Raw genomic sequence first — 14,539 nt, 5'->3', positions numbered from 1 at the left:
CAACGACCCCAGGATAGTAGCCCGAGGTGTGCTGAGTGGGCCGAAATGCGGCGCGTTCGGGACGTTCCCGATGTTGCCGCCCGGACGGGATCTCACCCGCGACGGATGAGGCGAGCGGGCACGCGGCAGTGATCGAATCGCGAGGGCGACAGCGGTCCCGCGACGCCGACGAGCATCACGACAGGGGTTCCCGCATGAGCGAACGGAGTGAGCGAGTCATGTGTCAGCGCGCTTCGCGCGTCGTCCGGATCGGCGGCGAGGATCCTCCGTCGCCGGGGCGGCGGAGGATCCTCGAATCGAGCGTGGTCAGACGGCGGCGAAACCGGTGCGCAGGTCGGCGAGGATGTCGTCGATGCCCTCGATGCCGACGGCGAGCCGGACCAGACCAGGCGTGACGCCCGCGGCGAGCTGCTCGTCGGGGGTGAGCTGGGAGTGGGTCGTCGAGGCCGGGTGGATCACCAGCGAGCGCACGTCGCCGATGTTGGCGACATGACTGTGCAGGGTGAGGGCCTCGACGAAACGCTTGCCCGCGTCCACTCCGCCTGCCAGCTCGAAACCGATCACCGCGCCCGCGCCCTTGGGAGCGAGCGCCTGGCCCCGGTCGTACCACGGCGAGGAGGGCAGTCCCGCGTACGACACGGAGGTGACCTCGGGCCGCGCCACCAGGAATTCCGCCACCGCCTGGGCGTTGCGCACATGGCGTTCCACGCGCAGGCTCAGCGTCTCGAGGCCCTGGCTGATGAGGAAGGCGTTGAACGGCGAGATGGCCGCGCCGAGATCGCGCAGCAGCTGCACCCGGGCCTTGAGCGTGTAGGCGGGAGCGCCGAGATCGGCGTACCGGACGCCGTGGTAGCTGGGGTCGGGTTCGGTGAAGCCGGGGAACCGCCCGCCGGTCCAGTCGAACGTGCCGCCGTCGACGATCACGCCGCCGATGGCCGTGCCGTGCCCGCCGACCAGTGCGAAAGGCCCGCGTGCGGGCGCGGGGAAGGTCAGGCGGTGATCAGCGTGGTCTCGACCGGCGTCGCCGCGGTCGAGAGATCGAGGACCGGGCAGTGCGCGTCCACGGCCCGTTGCAGTTCGGCGTAGCGCTCGGCGGTCTCCGTGATGTCGTTCAACGACGTGCTCACATTCGCTGTCACGGCTACCGACCGTAGGAATCGGCTCGCGTCGTGGCGATAATTACATTCCCTGTGAGCTGAAAGGTAGCTGCCGATCCATCGGCGCACTTGCACACGTTGTCGGCGAGTTGCTTTGCGACACGGCCACTTTCCCGTACCGGCGAGCGGGGCGACCCCCGTTCGGAGTCGCCCCGCTCTGGTCGCTCAGCTCTGTAGTACCCGCACCTTGTCGTCGTCACGGCTGCTTGTCGATGCGCCGACCGGGGGAGTGTCCTCGGCCTGCGCGCGCATCGGGTCGAGCGCCGGATCGATGTCGATCGTGTTGCGCAGCGGGCGATTCGGCAGCAGCGCGGTGGCGATCAGCGCGACGACCGTGGCCAGCGCGGCGATGAGGAAGATGCGGCCGGTCGCGTCGCCGTAGGCGGTGCGCACGATGGTCGCGACGGGTCCGGGCAGCGCGTCGAGATTCAGGTTGCCGCTGCCGGAGGAGCGGGTCTGGATGCCGAGCTTGGCGAACCCCTCGGTGGACAGTTCGGTCACCCGGGTGGCCAGCACCGAGCCGAGCACCGAAACGCCGATCGCGCCGCCGAAGGTGCGGAAGAAGGCGACGCTGCTGGAGGCGGCGCCGATGTTGTGCACGCTCACGGTGTTCTGTACGGCGAGAACGAGATTCTGCATCATCATGCCGACGCCGAGACCCACGACGACGGTGTACGCGCCGACCAGCCACAGGTTCGTCGCGTGATCGATAGTCGACAGCAGCGCGAACCCGACCACGAGCAGCGCGCCGCCCGCGACCACGAACCGCTTCCACTTGCCGAAGCGGGTGATCAGCTGACCTGAGCCGACCGAGGCGATGAGCATGCCGACGACCAGCGGGATGCTCAGCACGCCCGCGGCGGTCGGCGAATAGCCGCGCGCGGTCTGGAAGTACTGGCCGAGGAACGTGGTGGCGCCGAACATGCCGACGCCGACCGCGATCGAGGCGAGGATCGCCAGTCCGGTGGTGCGTTCGGTGATGATCGGCAGCGGGATGATCGGTGACTTGGCGCGGGACTCCACCCACACGGTCGCGATCAGCAGCAGCACGCCGCCGCCGACGTACAGGGCCGACTCCCGCGAGATCCACTCGTAGTAGCCCGCCTTCCCGGCGAACGACACCCAGATCAGCAGCACCGAGACCCCTGCGGTGAGCAGCGCGGCGCCGAGCCAGTCGATCGACACGCCCGGCTTCCGTTCGGTGGGCAGCCGCAGCGTCCGGTGCAGCAGCATCAGCGCGATCACCGCCAGCGGCACGCAGACGAAGAAGCACCAGCGCCAGCCGAGCGGGCTGTCGACGATGACGCCGCCGAGGATCGGGCCGCCCGACATCGATACCGCCATCACCGCGCCCATGTAGCCGGAGTACCGGCCGCGTTCGCGCGGCGCCACGATGCTGCCGATGATCGCGACCGCCAGCGCGGTCAGCCCGCCCATGCCGATGCCCTGGATCACCCGGGCGACCAGCAGCAGGGCCACCGTGTGCGCGAATCCGGCGATGATCGAGCCGATCACGAAGATGACGATCGCCGTCTGGACCAGCAGCTTCTTGTTGAACAGGTCGGCGAACTTGCCCCAGATCGGGGTGGACGCGGCGTTGGCGAGCAGGGCCGTCGTGATGACCCACGCGTACGCCGTCTGTGATCCCTCGAGATCGCCGATGATGGTGGGCAGCGCGGTCGCGACGATGGTGGTGCTCAACAGGGCGGTGAACAGCGCGGCCAGCAGGCCGGTCATCGCCTCGAGGACTTCGCGATGGCTCATCGCGGTCGGGTCGCGCCGCACGGGCGTCTCGACTGAACTAGACATCTACTCCCTGACTCTCTGTCGAAACCGGCTGGGGTTCCGTCGTTCCCGCGCGCTGCGCGTGCGCGGCGAGCGAATTCCTGAGCTTGCGGACCGACTCGCAGGCGAGCTCGGCGTCGTCCTCGCTCCAGTCGGCGAGGACGGTCTGCAGGCCGCGCGCCCGCGACGCCCGGACGCGGCCGAGCAGGTCCCGGCCCGCGTCGGTGACCTGGATGAGGGTGGCCCGGCCGTCGCTGGGGTCGGCGTGGCGGCTGATGTAGCCGGCGCCGACCAGTTCGGTGACGTGCCTGCTCAGCGCCGAGGCGCTGATGCACAGATCCACCGCCAGGTCGACCTGGCGGCAGGGGCCCTTGGTTTCCAAGGTCCCCAGCACGCCGACGCCGCCGGGCAGTAGCTGGCCTTCTTCCGGATGGAGAAGGGTGATCCGGATCGCCCTGCCGATCAGGTAGAGCTCCTTGATCAGGCTTTGTGCCGTATCGGGTGATACCGCCATGTCCGCTCCCCGCAGGAGATAATTTGCTTGCAGTCAGCAACTATATTTCACTTGCTTGAGCTAAGCAACTAAATCCTGTGGATGGACGACTTCGGGCCGACGGGGCGGCGGGCTACGGTGGGTTCTTGCACCGGTCCACTCTCGGGAGGCGTTTTGCGCACCATCGCCCGCGTACTGCTCGTCCTGCTGGCCCTGGCGTGCGGCATGGTGCCTGCGCTGCCCGCGGCGGTGGGAGCGCCGAACGCCGCGAGCTTCGACGACGCCACCGCGCGAAAGATCGATGAGCTGCTGGCACTGCGCGCCACCGCGCCCACCGCCGCCAAGGGGGAGTTGCTCGCGCTGCTGTCGAGCCGGTTTCTGGGCACGCCGTACGGGGCGAACATGCTGGTCGGCTCCGCGACCCAACCCGAGCAATTGGTCGTCGATCTGCGGCGGGTGGACTGCTTCACCTTCCTCGACTACGTGGAAGCGCTGAGCAGGTCCGCCGACCGCGACCAGTTCGTGGCGAACCTGATCGAGACGCGCTACGCGGGCGGACGCGTCGACTTCCTCCAGCGCAAACACTTCTTCAGCGACTGGTCGCACACGCCGCGAATCGCCGCGACCGATATCACCGCGACGCTGAGCCCCGCGGCGGTGACGGTCGGCAAGCGGCTCAACGCGAAAGCCGATGGGGGAACGTATCTCCCCGGGTTGCCCGTGGTCGGCCGCGACATCACCTACATCCCGAGCGCCGCGGTCGACGGGAACGTCATCGGGCAGCTCCGCACCGGCGACTACATCGGCGCCTACACCGACCAGCCCGGACTGGACGTCACCCACGTCGGCATCTTCGTGATGACGTCCGACGGACCGATCTTCCGCAACGCGTCCTCCCTCGCGGCGAACAACCAGGTGGTCGATTCGCCGTTGGCCGACTATGTGCGATCGACACCCGGGATCGTGGTGCTGCGGCCGCAATAACGCGCCGGGCGAGCGGGACCGGCCAAGAGTGCTGTTGGATGCCGCGGGGCGCGGCGAACTTGCCGGTGCGGGCCGGGCTGATCAGTCGTGGGGCCTCCGGTGGAGTCGGTGGAGTTCACGCAGCGCGCCGGCCAGCTGGGGGGCGGGCCCCGACGTGGGGATGCCCGGCGCGACCACGTTGATAGATAAGGCCCGGACCGGGGCGGGCGGGATGCCCATCTCGTCGAGCCATTCGGTCAGCTGCGCCGCCGAGCTGGCGTAGACGATGCGACCGAGACCGGCCCAGGCGTGCGCGGCCGAACACATCGGGCAGTGCTCGCCGGAGGTGTAGACGGTCGTGGTCGCGCGTTCGGCGGGTGCGAGGTGGGCGATGGCCCAGTGCACCAATTCGAGTTCCGGATGCCGGGTCGGATCACCGCCGCCTTCGCCGTTCTTCGCCTCCGCGAGCACCCGGCCGTCGCCGACGAGCAGCGAGCCGAACGGCGCGTTGCCATCGTCGAGCGCCTCCCGGGCCAGGTCCACGCACCGTCGCAGGTACACGAGATCAGCATCATCGACCATGCTCCGAGCGTATGCTTCGGCGGCTCTGCGAGCGTCGCATGTCGTCGTTTCGGCGGCCTGGGCGGCGCATCCAGGGGGAGGGGAGTCGCCTAACGGCTTGCGGAACAGCCCGAGCATCGCGTGTAGAAGTTCTTCCCATGCTCGTCGGCGACCGCGGGGTCTCTGAGGTCGTACGAGAACATCGGCCAATCGGTGCCGAATCCTTGCCACGCTCTCGTTCAGCAGATGCGTGACCGACGTGGAAAAAATTGCACTATGAAGATATGCGCATCGACGCATTGAGCTCTCCGCCGCCGAAGGCCGAATCAGTGCGACGGACGTGGAGTGGCGGCGAGGGAGCCGAGCAACGCTAGCGCCTCGGCGCTCGATGAGTTCGGCTCGGCGTGGTAGACGACCAGTTCCTGTCCGGGACTGGATCGTACGTCGAAGGTCTGCATGGTCAATTCCACGAGCCCCACGTCGCGGTGGTCGAAACGCTTGCGCTCCAACGATTTTCCGCGCGCATCGTGACGGGCCCAGAGTTCGGCGAACTCGGGACTCGTGTCGAGCAGGTCGGCGAGTACTCGGCGGACGCGCGGATCGTGCGGCGCCGCACCGTGTCCGAGGCGGAATCCGGCGACGACGTTGCGGGCCACGTCGGGCCAGTCGCGATAGAAGGTCCGCGCGGCCGGATCGGTGAACACGATGCGCAGCAGGTTGCGGGGGTGGCGCCAGCCGGAGAACAGCGCGTCGGCGATGGCATTGGCGGCCAGGACGTCGTAGGCGCGGTTGTAGACGACCGCCGGATTGTTCGGCCAAGCGGCGACCAGCTCGAGCAGGCGCGGGTCGACGCGGTCGTCGGTCGCCGCGTGCGCGCGCGGGCCGAGGCCCGCGAGCCGGAACAGGTGCCCGCGCGCGTCCTCGTCGAGGTCGAGTGCGGCGGCGAGCGCGTCGACGACCTGGGCCGACGGCCTGCGCTCCCGCCCCTGTTCGAGGCGGGTGTAGTAGTCCGCGCTCACCCCGGCGAGCAGCGCCACCTCCTCGCGGCGCAAGCCGGGCACGCGACGGTGTCGGCCCGCCATCGGCAGCCGGACCCGCGACGGCGCGATCTGTTCGCGGCGGGCGCGCAGGAACGCGCCGAGCTCGGTATCTGCCATGGTCGCATCGTAGGGCGGCGACCCGCCGAGAGCCTGGGTGCGCTGCTCCCAGGAACGTTTCGCTCTTCCAGCGGCGGCCACGGGCTTCGAGAGTGGACACCGCGCCGACCGCCCGGCCGGCGCGGCGTCTCGCCGAATATCCAAGGGAGAGAACATGACAGACTCCGTCGCCCTCGTCACCGGCGCGAGCAGCGGCATCGGCCGTGCCATCGCGCGGCGGCTCGCCGCCGACGGCATGCGCGTCGTCGCGGCCGCGCGACGCATCGACCGGCTCCACGAGCTCGCCGAGGAGAGCGGGGGAGCGATCGAGCCGTGCGCCCTCGACGTCACCGATCGGGATGCCGTCCGCCGCGCCGTCGACGACCTCGTCGCCCGGCACGGCCGGCTCGATGTGTTCGTCGCCAACGCGGGGGTGATGCCGCTGTCGCGGCTGGACGCCGGTCTGGTCGGCGAATGGGACCGGATGATCGACGTCAACATCCGCGGTCTGCTGTACGGCATCGCGGCCGCGCTTCCGCATTTCCACGCCACAGGCAGCGGCCACCTGGTGACGATCGCGTCGATCGGTGCGCACGCCGTCAGCCCCACCGCGGCCGTGTACTGCGGAACCAAGTACGCGGCGTGGGCCATCACCGAGGGGCTGCGGCTGGAATCGCCGCCCGGCATCCGGGTCACCACGATCTCGCCCGGCGTGGTCCACAGCGAACTGGCCGAGACTATCAGCGACCCGCACGCGCGGACAGTGATGGCCGAGTACCGGCGGAACGCGATCGCGCCCGAATCGATCGCCGACGCCGTCGCCTATGCGGTGGGTCAAGCGCCGGATGTGGACGTCAACGAGATCGTCGTCCGGCCGGTGCGGCAGCGCTGAGGTGCGGCGCCCGCTGACGAGCGGCCTTGCTCGCGACGTGTGCGACAGATAACGTAATTCTGTCGCACACTGAAAGGGGTCAACGATGACCGCACGCGCCCACCGGATCGACGACACGAATGCCGACATCGCGCCCGAGCTGGGTCCCGGCTCTCTGACCTGGCGTTACGCGGGGGATCTTCGCCTTTTTCTGGTCACCGCGCCCTACGGCATGCTGCAACTCATGCACCCGGCGGTGGGCGCGGGCGTGGCGGACCATTCCGACTTCTTCGTCGATCCGTGGGACCGCGTGTTTCGCTCGATTCCCGAAATCGTCGGCACCGTCTACGACTCACCCCGGTCCGGTACCGCGGCGCGGGTGCGCGACTACCACCGCGACATCGGGGGAGTCGATCACCACGGGAAGCGCTACCACGCACTGAATCCGGAGGTCTACTTCTGGACCCACGCCACCATCCTGCAGGGTGTGATCACCATCGCCGAGGTCTACGACGGCGGGCTGACCGACGCGCAGCGCGAGACCTTCTATCAGGAAGGCAAGACCTGGTACCGCCGCTACGGGCTCAGCGAGCGGCCCATGCCCGCCGACTACGCCGCGTTCACCCGCTACTTCGACGACATGTGCGAGAACGTGCTCGAGGCAACGGAATCCGCGCGGTGGCTGGCCGGGCAGCTCGGTGTCACCAGCGGGCTGCGGCTGCCGTATCTGCCCGGGCCGATCGAGGCGGTGGTGCGTCCGGTGATCATGTCCGAATACCGGGTGATCACCACCGCGTTGCTGCCCGAATCCGCGCGGGATCGGCTCGGGCTGCGCTATTCGGCCGTCGACCGCGCCCGGTTCCGCGCCGCGGTCACGCTGATCCGCAACGCGTGGCCGTTGCTGCCCGAACCGCTGCGCTACCATCCCCGTGCCCGCCAAGGCATGCGCGAGCATGCCGCACTCAGTCAGGGATGAAGCGATGTTCACAGCCCGGCAGATGGTCGCCTCCCCAGGATCGGCGGCCGACGCCGATCCGCAGGCCGCGCGGATCGTCGACGCGGCGTTGGACGAGTTCCGCGAGCACGGGCTCGATCGTGTGCGCATGGAACACATCGCGCGCCGCGCCGGGATGCACCGCGCGACCGTTTACCGGGCCTTTCCCAACAAGGACACCCTCGTCGGCGTCGCGCTGACCACCTGGGTGCAGCGCGTGCTCGGTGACATCGCGGACACCGTCGCGGGCCACCCCGACGTCCGTACGCGAGCGGTCGAAGGCTTCACCATCGCGCTGCGGACGCTGCGCGCCGACCCGCTGACCAACCGCATCCTGCTCGCCGACGAAGCAGGCAAGCCGTTCCTCATCACCTATGGCAGCGCCCTGGTCGATACCGCGCGTACCTTCTTCGCCGACCAGCTCCGCCAAGCCGACGATGCGGATGGCATCGATCCCGACGCCGCCGCCGAGATCGCCGCTCGCCTTTCCCTCACCTTGCTTCTGATCCCCGACAGCTACTTCCGCCTCGACACCGACGAAGACGCCCGCGCCTTCGCCCGCAACCATCTGCTACCCGCCGCGATCGCTGCCGACAGTCGGTAACGAGCCTGGGGCCGACCACGATTCGACCGGTAGAGCATCGGCGCGTGGAGGGGACGAGCACGATGATCCGCAATCCGGTGGGGCCCCACCCGGGTGTGGCTCCGCCGTCGCGCTCTGCCGCCCGCTCTGCCGCCGCTACCCCGTTCACTGCGGGCCATCGTCAGCGGGCGGGGACAGTTCACGACCAGCCGACCAGAGCTGTTGGAAACGGACGAAGGTGGGGTCGGCGACGCGAAATCCACTGAGCTCCTGCGTGGTTCCGTTGGTGAAGGCGAGGAAGGCCGCTTCGAGGTGCTCTCACCGGGGCAGTGCGCCGCGCTACAGGCATTCTCCGCGCTCATCGCGTTGGCCGAAGCGTCCGCGGTGACCTGGTCGGTGGCGGCGTCCGCGGTGGTCGTGCTCGCGCTCGGCGGTGCGTTCGGCCGATAGCGCCGACCGCGGAGTTCGGATCGGGGCACCGGGGCGTTGGATCGTGGCATCGAGGCGGCGGATCGGCCGAGCGCGTGACGACCTCCGTGGCGGTGAAGAGCGGCAGGTCTCGCAGCGTGCGGCCCCGCCGTGGGAGCCGGGGACTGGATCGCGTGCGGTGGGGGCTACCTCCCAGGCGTGACATGCGGAAGGCTGGGTATGGGTACGGCATACCGATCGGAGCCGCTCGGGAGCCGGAAACCGTGCCGAACGGTTGCTCGAATCAGATGTGTCCACACCTGTTGAGGGTCATTCGCTCTGTGCCCGGCCCTGTGGTCCGCCCGGCGGCGGGCCGCGGTGTTCCGGTGAGAGGGGAAAACATGCGCTGGTTCACGGTGGCGGCGATGCTGGTCGCGATGATGCTGTGTCCGGTGTCCGGTTCTGTGGGGGCGGAACCGAGCCTCGCGCGGCCGTCCTGGCAACCCGATCTCGATCGCGTCGTGGTCGTGTCGGGCGTGCCGGGCGCGCAGCTGGTGGTCAGCGGCGACTTCGGCGAGCTCCAGCTGAACAGCGGATCGGGTGATCTCGGCACCGGAGCGCCCTTCCCCGACAACGCGCAGGTGCGGATCGCGAGCAACACCAAGGCGTTCGTGGCCGCCGTCGCCTTGCAGCTGGTCGCCGAGCAGCGCGTCGACCTGGACGCGCCGATCGATCGATACCTGCCAGGCGTCGTCACGGGCCCGGGTGGCGACGGGCAGCGCATCACCGTGCGCAATCTGTTGCAGCACACCAGCGGCATCCCCGATTACCTCAGCCAGGTGGATCTCGACAGCGTCGCGGGCATGCAGAACTACCGTCCGGCGTCGGAGCTGATCCGCGGCGCGCTCGACCGGCCCGCCGAGTTCGAGCCCGGCGCGCACTGGGGCTACTCCAACACCAACTACCTGATCATCGGCTCGATGATCGAACGGGTGACCGGCCTCCCGGTGGGCGTGGAGGTCACGCGGCGGATCATCCTGCCGCTCGGATTGCACGACACCTACTGGCCGCTGTATCCGCTCGAGCAGGTGGTGCGCCTCCCGCATCCCCGCAGCTATCTCGTCAACGGCGTCGAACGCGTCGACGTCACCGACATCGATCCGAACTGGGGCCTCGCCGACGGCGCGATGGTCGCCACCGGACGGGATCTGAATCGCTACTTCATGGCGTTGAACTCGGGCCGGGTGGTCCCGCTCGCGCAACTGGAGCAGATGCGTACGACGATTCCGAGCGGCGTGCCCTTGGTCGACCAGGAGATCGGTCTCGGGCTGTTCCGGCGGGTGAACAGGTGCGGCATGGAGACGTGGGGTCACGGCGGCACGATCACCGGCAGCAGCGTGGTCGGCGCGGCCACCGACCGTTTCGCGGTCACCCTCGCCATGAATCAGCTGCCGACCCTCGCCGCCTCGCTCGCCCCGCGAGGGGGCATCCAGGACATGCTCGACACGGTCATGTGCGATCTCGCGGGCTGAGTGCGCCTGGTCGGCGAGCGGCCGCGACGGGTTCCCGCGCTCGCTGTTCGGCGAGGGTGCGCAGGTGCTCCGCGGTGGCCGCGTCGGCAGGGAGATAGGTCTCGATCGCGATCTCGTCGAGGGTGATGTCGAAGGCCGCGCCGAAGGTCATGATCGTGCTGTGGAAGCACAGTCGCATGCCGTCGTGGACGAGGTGAATGGGTAGCGCGACGGCGGCCGGATCGACCAGATCCGGTGCGTCTTCGGTGGCATAGCCGCACAACTCCTCGTGCAGCGCGGCGAGTTCCTGATCGCCGGTGTGGAATGCCTGCCGCGCCAGCCGGGGGAGCAGAAAGCCGCGCACCTGGGCCAGATTGCGCACCCGGGGGGCGAATCCGCGCGGATGCAGGCCGAGTCGCATCATGTTGATCGGCGGGGTGAGCAGCTCGGGCGCGACCCCGTCGAGGAAGATCTGCGCGGCGGCGTTGCCGTACAACAGATTCCAGCGGCGATCCACCGCCAGCGCCGGATACGGCTCGTGCGCGGTCAGCACCCGCCGCACCGCGGCCATCGCCTCGGCCAGTTCGGGGTCGTCGATCGGACGCTGCCGGTAGCGCGGCGCGTGCCCGGCCGCGACGAGCAGCCGATTCCGTTCCCGCAGGGGAATGTCCAGGTGTCCGGCGAACCGATCGAGCATGTCCGGACTGGGCAGCGTCCGGCCCGTCTCGACGAAACTGATGTGCCTGGTGGAGATCCCCGAGCGCACCGAAAGCGCGAGCTGGCTCAACCCTCGGCGCACCCGCCACTCGCGCAGCAACGCGCCGACCGGACGATCGTGATCCATGCAGCCAGTATCGACGGTGTTCCCGCCGCGACGCCATGACATGTCTGGTAATCGACGCGTCGCCCTCGGGCCGCCATGGTTGTCCCATGACGAACAACACTCTCGCCGCCAAGAACAAAGACCTCGTGCTGCACGGCCTCGCCGAATTCACCGGCGGCAATGTCGAAGTGCTGCGCGACCTGCTGCACGAGGACTTCCTGGAACACAGTCCGGGCAACCCGTCGGGCCGCGACGCGTTCCTCGAATTCCTCGCCACGGCGCCGGTGACCGGCGCCCGGCTCGACATCAAGCGCGTCGTCACCGATGACGAATACGCGGTGGTGCACTACCACATGATCGAGCCGGGCGCGGAGCGCGGCAGCGCGGTCGTCGACATCTGGCGACTCGAGGACGGGAAGATCGTCGAGCACTGGGATGTGGTGCAGCCAGTGCCCGACGCCGCGCAGATCCCGCACGGAATGTTCTGACGGAAGCTGATGCTCAGCCCAGGCTGAACGGCGCGCCCCACACGGTGAGGTGGGAGGCGACGGTCGCGGTTTCGATCTCGACGCGGATGAAGGCCCGTGCCTGCGCGTAGCCCGCGCAGCCGGACAGCGCGATGGTGGAGTCGGCCCAGGTCACCGACCCGGTGTTGCCGCGAAAACGGTTGACGGGCTTGTGGTCTTCGTTGCCGAAGTCGTCGGGGACCTCGACGTCCATGAGGTAGAAGGACCGGGTCTGGCCCGGGCCGAGCGAGAGCGCGCCGCCGGACTCCGCGCCGACGTTCGGACGCACGTTCTGCCCGTTGCTCCAGTTGAGCCCGCCTTCCACCCCGCCCTCCACGCCGCCGCCGGAGATGTCCACCTGACAGCCGACGGTGTAGCCGGGGATGAGCTTGCCGCCCGGCCGATCGCCCGCCCCGGCCACCTCGACCTGCGCGCTGCCCGACACCCAGGCGTTGCGATGCAGCGGGGTGCCGCCGAGCGAGGGATTGATGGTCACCGATTCGCCGACGAGCCGGACGGTGACCACCGTGCCGTCCGACAGCGTCTGCACTTTCTCGGCGCCGGGTAGCGGCACCACCACGTCGGCGCCGGCGGTGCCGCACGCGAGCGCGGCGGCGCCGGCCGCCGCGGCCGCGACGGACCTTCCGATGTGCTTGCGACAGTTCATGTCTCTCCTTGGGAAGTCACTAGCCGGTCAGGCAGGGACGGGTGCGTCGTCGTGTTCGGGTGCGGCCGGATCCTGGACGAAATCCTGGCGGCGGATCAGCACCAGCGCCGCCGCGCCGACGATCACGCTGGCGAGGCCGCCGATGGTCGCCACGGCGTGCAGGCCGGAGACGAACGCCGCGTGCGCGGCGGTGGTCAGTTCGGCGGCGTGCGCGGGGGAGATTTCGGCCGTGAGCCGATCGATCGAGCCCGCGGCGATCGCGTCGACGGCCGCGGCGGGCACCGGCTGCCCGGACAGGCTGTCGGCGATCCTGGCGTGCGCGACCGCGCCGAGCACCGCGACGCCCAGCGCCGAACCCACCTGTTGGAAGGTCTCGTTCACCCCGGAGCCCATGCCGGAGTCCTCCGGCGCGACGATGGCGACCGCGGCGTTGGCCCGGGGCGGATTGAACAGTCCCATGCCGATGCCTGCGACGAGGAACGGCAGCAGGGCCGCGGTCCAGTCGTCCTCCGGGCCGATGGAGTTCAGCAGCAGGAATCCGACGCCGGTGAGGATCAGCGCCGCGCCGATCAGCCGGTTGGTCGCCACCCGCACGCTCAATATGCCGCCGAGCACGCCCGCCACCAGCAGCATGCCGGTGAGCGGCAGGAAGCGCAGCCCGGTCTCGATCGCGGAGTGGCCGAGCACGCCCTGCATCCACAGCACCCCGAACAGGATGACCGGGATGACCGCGAAATTCAGCACGAAGGTCGCGGCCGAGAGCGCGTCGAAGGTGCGGTTGGCGAACAGCCTCAGATCCAGCATCGGGTGCCTGCCCCGGCGCTGCACCAGCACGAATGCCGCGACGAGCACGACGCACCCGGTGAAGCACAGGATGGAGGAGCCCGCTGTCCACCCGGCCACCGGACCGCGAATGATCCCGTACACCAACAGGAACAGCGCCGCCGAGAACAGCACGAGCCCGGCCCGGTCGACCGGCCTGCTGCCGCGCCGGGCGCTTTCGGGCACCTTCGCCAGCACCACAAGCAGCGCAAGCAGCCCCGTTGGCACGTTCAGGTAGAACACCCAGCGCCAATCGATTTCGGTGAGCGCGCCGCCGACCAGCGGACCCGCGGCGACCGAGATTCCGGTCGTCATGCCGAACAGGCCGAACGCGGTACCGCGCTCCTTGCCGTGGAAGGCCGCCGCAAGCATGGCAGGGCCGACGGCGTAGAGGATGGCCGCGCCGACGCCTTGGACGCCACGAGAAACGTTGAGCAGCAGGGGATTACCAGCGACACCGCAGGCCACCGACGCCGCGGTGAACACCACGAGCCCGCCCGCGAACAGGCTGCGCCTGCCCACCCGGTCCGCCAGCGAACCGCTGGTGAGCAGGAACGCGGCCATGCCGAGCGCGTAAGCGTCCACCACCCATTGCAGCGCGCTGAAGCTCGCCGACAGGTCGGCCTGGATGGCGGGCAGCGAGACGTTCACCACCGTGATGTCGAGGGTGAGCATGAAGGTGGACACGCACACCGTGGCGAGCACCCACCACCGGCTGGGATCCGTGACCGGTTCGTGCACCGTCGAATTCGGCGCTGTCGTCGGGCGTGTGGTGGTCATGCGGTCTTGCTCCAGCCGTGCAATACGAAGACGGGGTGTTTGTGCGCCTCGGCGGCGAACTCGCTCGGCGCGGAGCGCGGCGAGGCGTCGAAGTAGGGGATGGTCACCGGTGCCTTCCTGATGTACTGATGCAGCACCGCGCCCGCGCGCTCGCCGTGCACCGCCTCGGCGCGTACCCGCTGGTCGTCGCCGCCGCGGCGCAGGCGGACGAGATCGCTGGCGCGGACGTTGTGCACCCAGGCCACCTCCCCGTAGGGGGAGACGAGCCACCGCTGGCCGTCGAATTCGATGATGCGCACCGGGTTTCGGCGCGCCAGACCGCTGCGCCGCCCCGTGGTCTCCAGGATGTACATGCCGTCCGGTCCCGCGCCGCGCGCGGCCAACGCCATCACGGCGCGATTGAGGACCTTGCGGACCGGACCGGCTAGGTACTGCGCTGCCATGCTCTATGTCCTTCCGGTACGGCGGGCCCGGCAAGA

Annotated in this window: 15 protein-coding genes and 2 pseudogenes; 7 read left to right on the top strand and 10 right to left on the bottom strand. The window is 69.4% G+C overall.

Annotated elements, in window-relative coordinates:
- Positions 1-306: 306 nt before the first annotated feature.
- The 4 genes and pseudogenes from AC3ERS_RS18290 to AC3ERS_RS18275 all read right to left on the bottom strand — a co-directional run.
- Positions 307-954: pseudogene (locus AC3ERS_RS18290) on the bottom strand (PLP-dependent transferase); the annotation flags it as partial.
- Positions 955-989: 35 nt separating this feature from the next.
- Positions 990-1,100: pseudogene (locus AC3ERS_RS18285) on the bottom strand (OsmC family protein); the annotation flags it as partial.
- A 222-nt stretch (positions 1,101-1,322) separates the two neighbouring features.
- Entirely contained in the window at positions 1,323-2,966 is a 1,644-nt protein-coding gene (locus AC3ERS_RS18280; RefSeq protein WP_431969004.1) for an MDR family MFS transporter, read from the bottom strand.
- The gene (locus AC3ERS_RS18275; protein ID WP_431969002.1) at positions 2,959-3,456 is read right to left on the bottom strand and encodes a MarR family winged helix-turn-helix transcriptional regulator; all 498 of its coding nucleotides are present in this window, start codon (positions 3,454-3,456) and stop codon (positions 2,959-2,961) included. Before AC3ERS_RS18275 ends, AC3ERS_RS18280 begins: the two co-directional genes overlap by 8 nt.
- A 204-nt stretch (positions 3,457-3,660) precedes the next feature.
- Here AC3ERS_RS18275 and AC3ERS_RS18270 point away from each other — a divergent pair, with 204 nt between their 5' ends.
- Complete coding sequence (locus tag AC3ERS_RS18270) at positions 3,661-4,419, top strand: DUF1460 domain-containing protein (protein ID WP_431969110.1); 759 nt, start codon at positions 3,661-3,663, stop codon at positions 4,417-4,419.
- Between the two features lie 81 nt (positions 4,420-4,500).
- Here AC3ERS_RS18270 and AC3ERS_RS18265 read toward each other — a convergent pair whose 3' ends face one another.
- Both AC3ERS_RS18265 and AC3ERS_RS18260 read right to left on the bottom strand, forming a co-directional pair.
- Complete coding sequence (locus tag AC3ERS_RS18265) at positions 4,501-4,980, bottom strand: nucleoside deaminase (protein ID WP_431969000.1); 480 nt, start codon at positions 4,978-4,980, stop codon at positions 4,501-4,503.
- 305 nt (positions 4,981-5,285) lie between these two features.
- Entirely contained in the window at positions 5,286-6,116 is an 831-nt protein-coding gene (locus tag AC3ERS_RS18260) for a helix-turn-helix transcriptional regulator (RefSeq protein WP_431968998.1), read from the bottom strand.
- Between the two features lie 154 nt (positions 6,117-6,270).
- Here AC3ERS_RS18260 and AC3ERS_RS18255 point away from each other — a divergent pair, with 154 nt between their 5' ends.
- The 5 genes from AC3ERS_RS18255 (at position 6,271) to AC3ERS_RS18235 (ending at position 10,483) form a co-directional block, all read left to right on the top strand.
- A complete protein-coding gene (locus AC3ERS_RS18255; RefSeq protein ID WP_431968996.1) occupies positions 6,271-6,987 on the top strand; it encodes an SDR family oxidoreductase in 717 nt (238 codons plus the stop codon).
- 85 nt (positions 6,988-7,072) lie between these two features.
- Positions 7,073-7,942, top strand: a complete 870-nt coding sequence (locus AC3ERS_RS18250; RefSeq protein ID WP_431968994.1) for an oxygenase MpaB family protein — start codon at positions 7,073-7,075, stop codon at positions 7,940-7,942.
- 4 nt (positions 7,943-7,946) lie between these two features.
- Complete coding sequence (locus AC3ERS_RS18245; protein WP_431968992.1) at positions 7,947-8,564, top strand: TetR/AcrR family transcriptional regulator; 618 nt, start codon at positions 7,947-7,949, stop codon at positions 8,562-8,564.
- A 201-nt stretch (positions 8,565-8,765) separates the two neighbouring features.
- The gene (locus tag AC3ERS_RS18240) at positions 8,766-8,993 is read left to right on the top strand and encodes a hypothetical protein (RefSeq protein ID WP_431968990.1); all 228 of its coding nucleotides are present in this window, start codon (positions 8,766-8,768) and stop codon (positions 8,991-8,993) included.
- 344 nt (positions 8,994-9,337) lie between these two features.
- A complete protein-coding gene (locus AC3ERS_RS18235; RefSeq protein ID WP_431968988.1) occupies positions 9,338-10,483 on the top strand; it encodes a serine hydrolase domain-containing protein in 1,146 nt (381 codons plus the stop codon).
- On the opposite strand, the gene AC3ERS_RS18230 is transcribed toward AC3ERS_RS18235, so the two are convergent.
- Complete coding sequence (locus AC3ERS_RS18230; RefSeq protein ID WP_431968986.1) at positions 10,461-11,306, bottom strand: helix-turn-helix domain-containing protein; 846 nt, start codon at positions 11,304-11,306, stop codon at positions 10,461-10,463. The genes AC3ERS_RS18235 and AC3ERS_RS18230 overlap by 23 nt on opposite strands.
- Before the next feature lie 86 nt (positions 11,307-11,392).
- On the opposite strand from AC3ERS_RS18230, the gene AC3ERS_RS18225 reads away from it, so the two are divergent.
- A complete protein-coding gene (locus tag AC3ERS_RS18225; RefSeq protein WP_431968984.1) occupies positions 11,393-11,773 on the top strand; it encodes a nuclear transport factor 2 family protein in 381 nt (126 codons plus the stop codon).
- Positions 11,774-11,786: 13 nt separating this feature from the next.
- On the opposite strand, the gene AC3ERS_RS18220 is transcribed toward AC3ERS_RS18225, so the two are convergent.
- Genes AC3ERS_RS18220 through AC3ERS_RS18210 form a run of 3 tightly spaced genes read right to left on the bottom strand, consistent with a single transcriptional unit; the run spans position 11,787 to position 14,503 of the window.
- A complete protein-coding gene (locus AC3ERS_RS18220; protein WP_431968982.1) occupies positions 11,787-12,458 on the bottom strand; it encodes an MspA family porin in 672 nt (223 codons plus the stop codon).
- Positions 12,459-12,485: 27 nt separating this feature from the next.
- Positions 12,486-14,060 (bottom strand): MFS transporter, encoded by a 1,575-nt coding sequence (locus AC3ERS_RS18215; protein ID WP_431968980.1) that lies wholly within the window; start codon positions 14,058-14,060, stop codon positions 12,486-12,488.
- On the bottom strand, positions 14,057-14,503 hold the full coding sequence (locus AC3ERS_RS18210; protein ID WP_431968978.1) for a nitroreductase family deazaflavin-dependent oxidoreductase: 447 nt from the start codon (positions 14,501-14,503) through the stop codon (positions 14,057-14,059). Before AC3ERS_RS18210 ends, AC3ERS_RS18215 begins: the two co-directional genes overlap by 4 nt.
- Positions 14,504-14,539: the final 36 nt, after the last annotated feature.

The sequence above is a fragment of the Nocardia sp. bgisy134 genome (genome assembly GCF_057708325.1).
The sequence above is the reverse complement of the archived record's forward strand: the minus strand, read 5'-3'. Positions and strand labels throughout refer to the sequence as shown.

What these genes read in the sequence shown, in the direction of transcription:
- AC3ERS_RS18280 (WP_431969004.1), bottom strand. Translation starts at nt 2,966, where the DNA reads ATGTCTAGTTCAGTCGAGACGCCCGTGCGGCGCGACCCGACCGCGATG.
- AC3ERS_RS18215 (WP_431968980.1), bottom strand. Translation starts at nt 14,060, where the DNA reads ATGACCACCACACGCCCGACGACAGCGCCGAATTCGACGGTGCACGAA.
- AC3ERS_RS18210 (WP_431968978.1), bottom strand. Translation starts at nt 14,503, where the DNA reads ATGGCAGCGCAGTACCTAGCCGGTCCGGTCCGCAAGGTCCTCAATCGC.
- AC3ERS_RS18230 (WP_431968986.1), bottom strand. Translation starts at nt 11,306, where the DNA reads ATGGATCACGATCGTCCGGTCGGCGCGTTGCTGCGCGAGTGGCGGGTG.
- AC3ERS_RS18225 (WP_431968984.1), top strand. Translation starts at nt 11,393, where the DNA reads ATGACGAACAACACTCTCGCCGCCAAGAACAAAGACCTCGTGCTGCAC.
- AC3ERS_RS18265 (WP_431969000.1), bottom strand. Translation starts at nt 4,980, where the DNA reads ATGGTCGATGATGCTGATCTCGTGTACCTGCGACGGTGCGTGGACCTG.
- AC3ERS_RS18275 (WP_431969002.1), bottom strand. Translation starts at nt 3,456, where the DNA reads ATGGCGGTATCACCCGATACGGCACAAAGCCTGATCAAGGAGCTCTAC.
- AC3ERS_RS18250 (WP_431968994.1), top strand. Translation starts at nt 7,073, where the DNA reads ATGACCGCACGCGCCCACCGGATCGACGACACGAATGCCGACATCGCG.
- AC3ERS_RS18270 (WP_431969110.1), top strand. Translation starts at nt 3,661, where the DNA reads ATGGTGCCTGCGCTGCCCGCGGCGGTGGGAGCGCCGAACGCCGCGAGC.
- AC3ERS_RS18220 (WP_431968982.1), bottom strand. Translation starts at nt 12,458, where the DNA reads ATGAACTGTCGCAAGCACATCGGAAGGTCCGTCGCGGCCGCGGCGGCC.
- AC3ERS_RS18255 (WP_431968996.1), top strand. Translation starts at nt 6,271, where the DNA reads ATGACAGACTCCGTCGCCCTCGTCACCGGCGCGAGCAGCGGCATCGGC.
- AC3ERS_RS18245 (WP_431968992.1), top strand. Translation starts at nt 7,947, where the DNA reads ATGTTCACAGCCCGGCAGATGGTCGCCTCCCCAGGATCGGCGGCCGAC.
- AC3ERS_RS18260 (WP_431968998.1), bottom strand. Translation starts at nt 6,116, where the DNA reads ATGGCAGATACCGAGCTCGGCGCGTTCCTGCGCGCCCGCCGCGAACAG.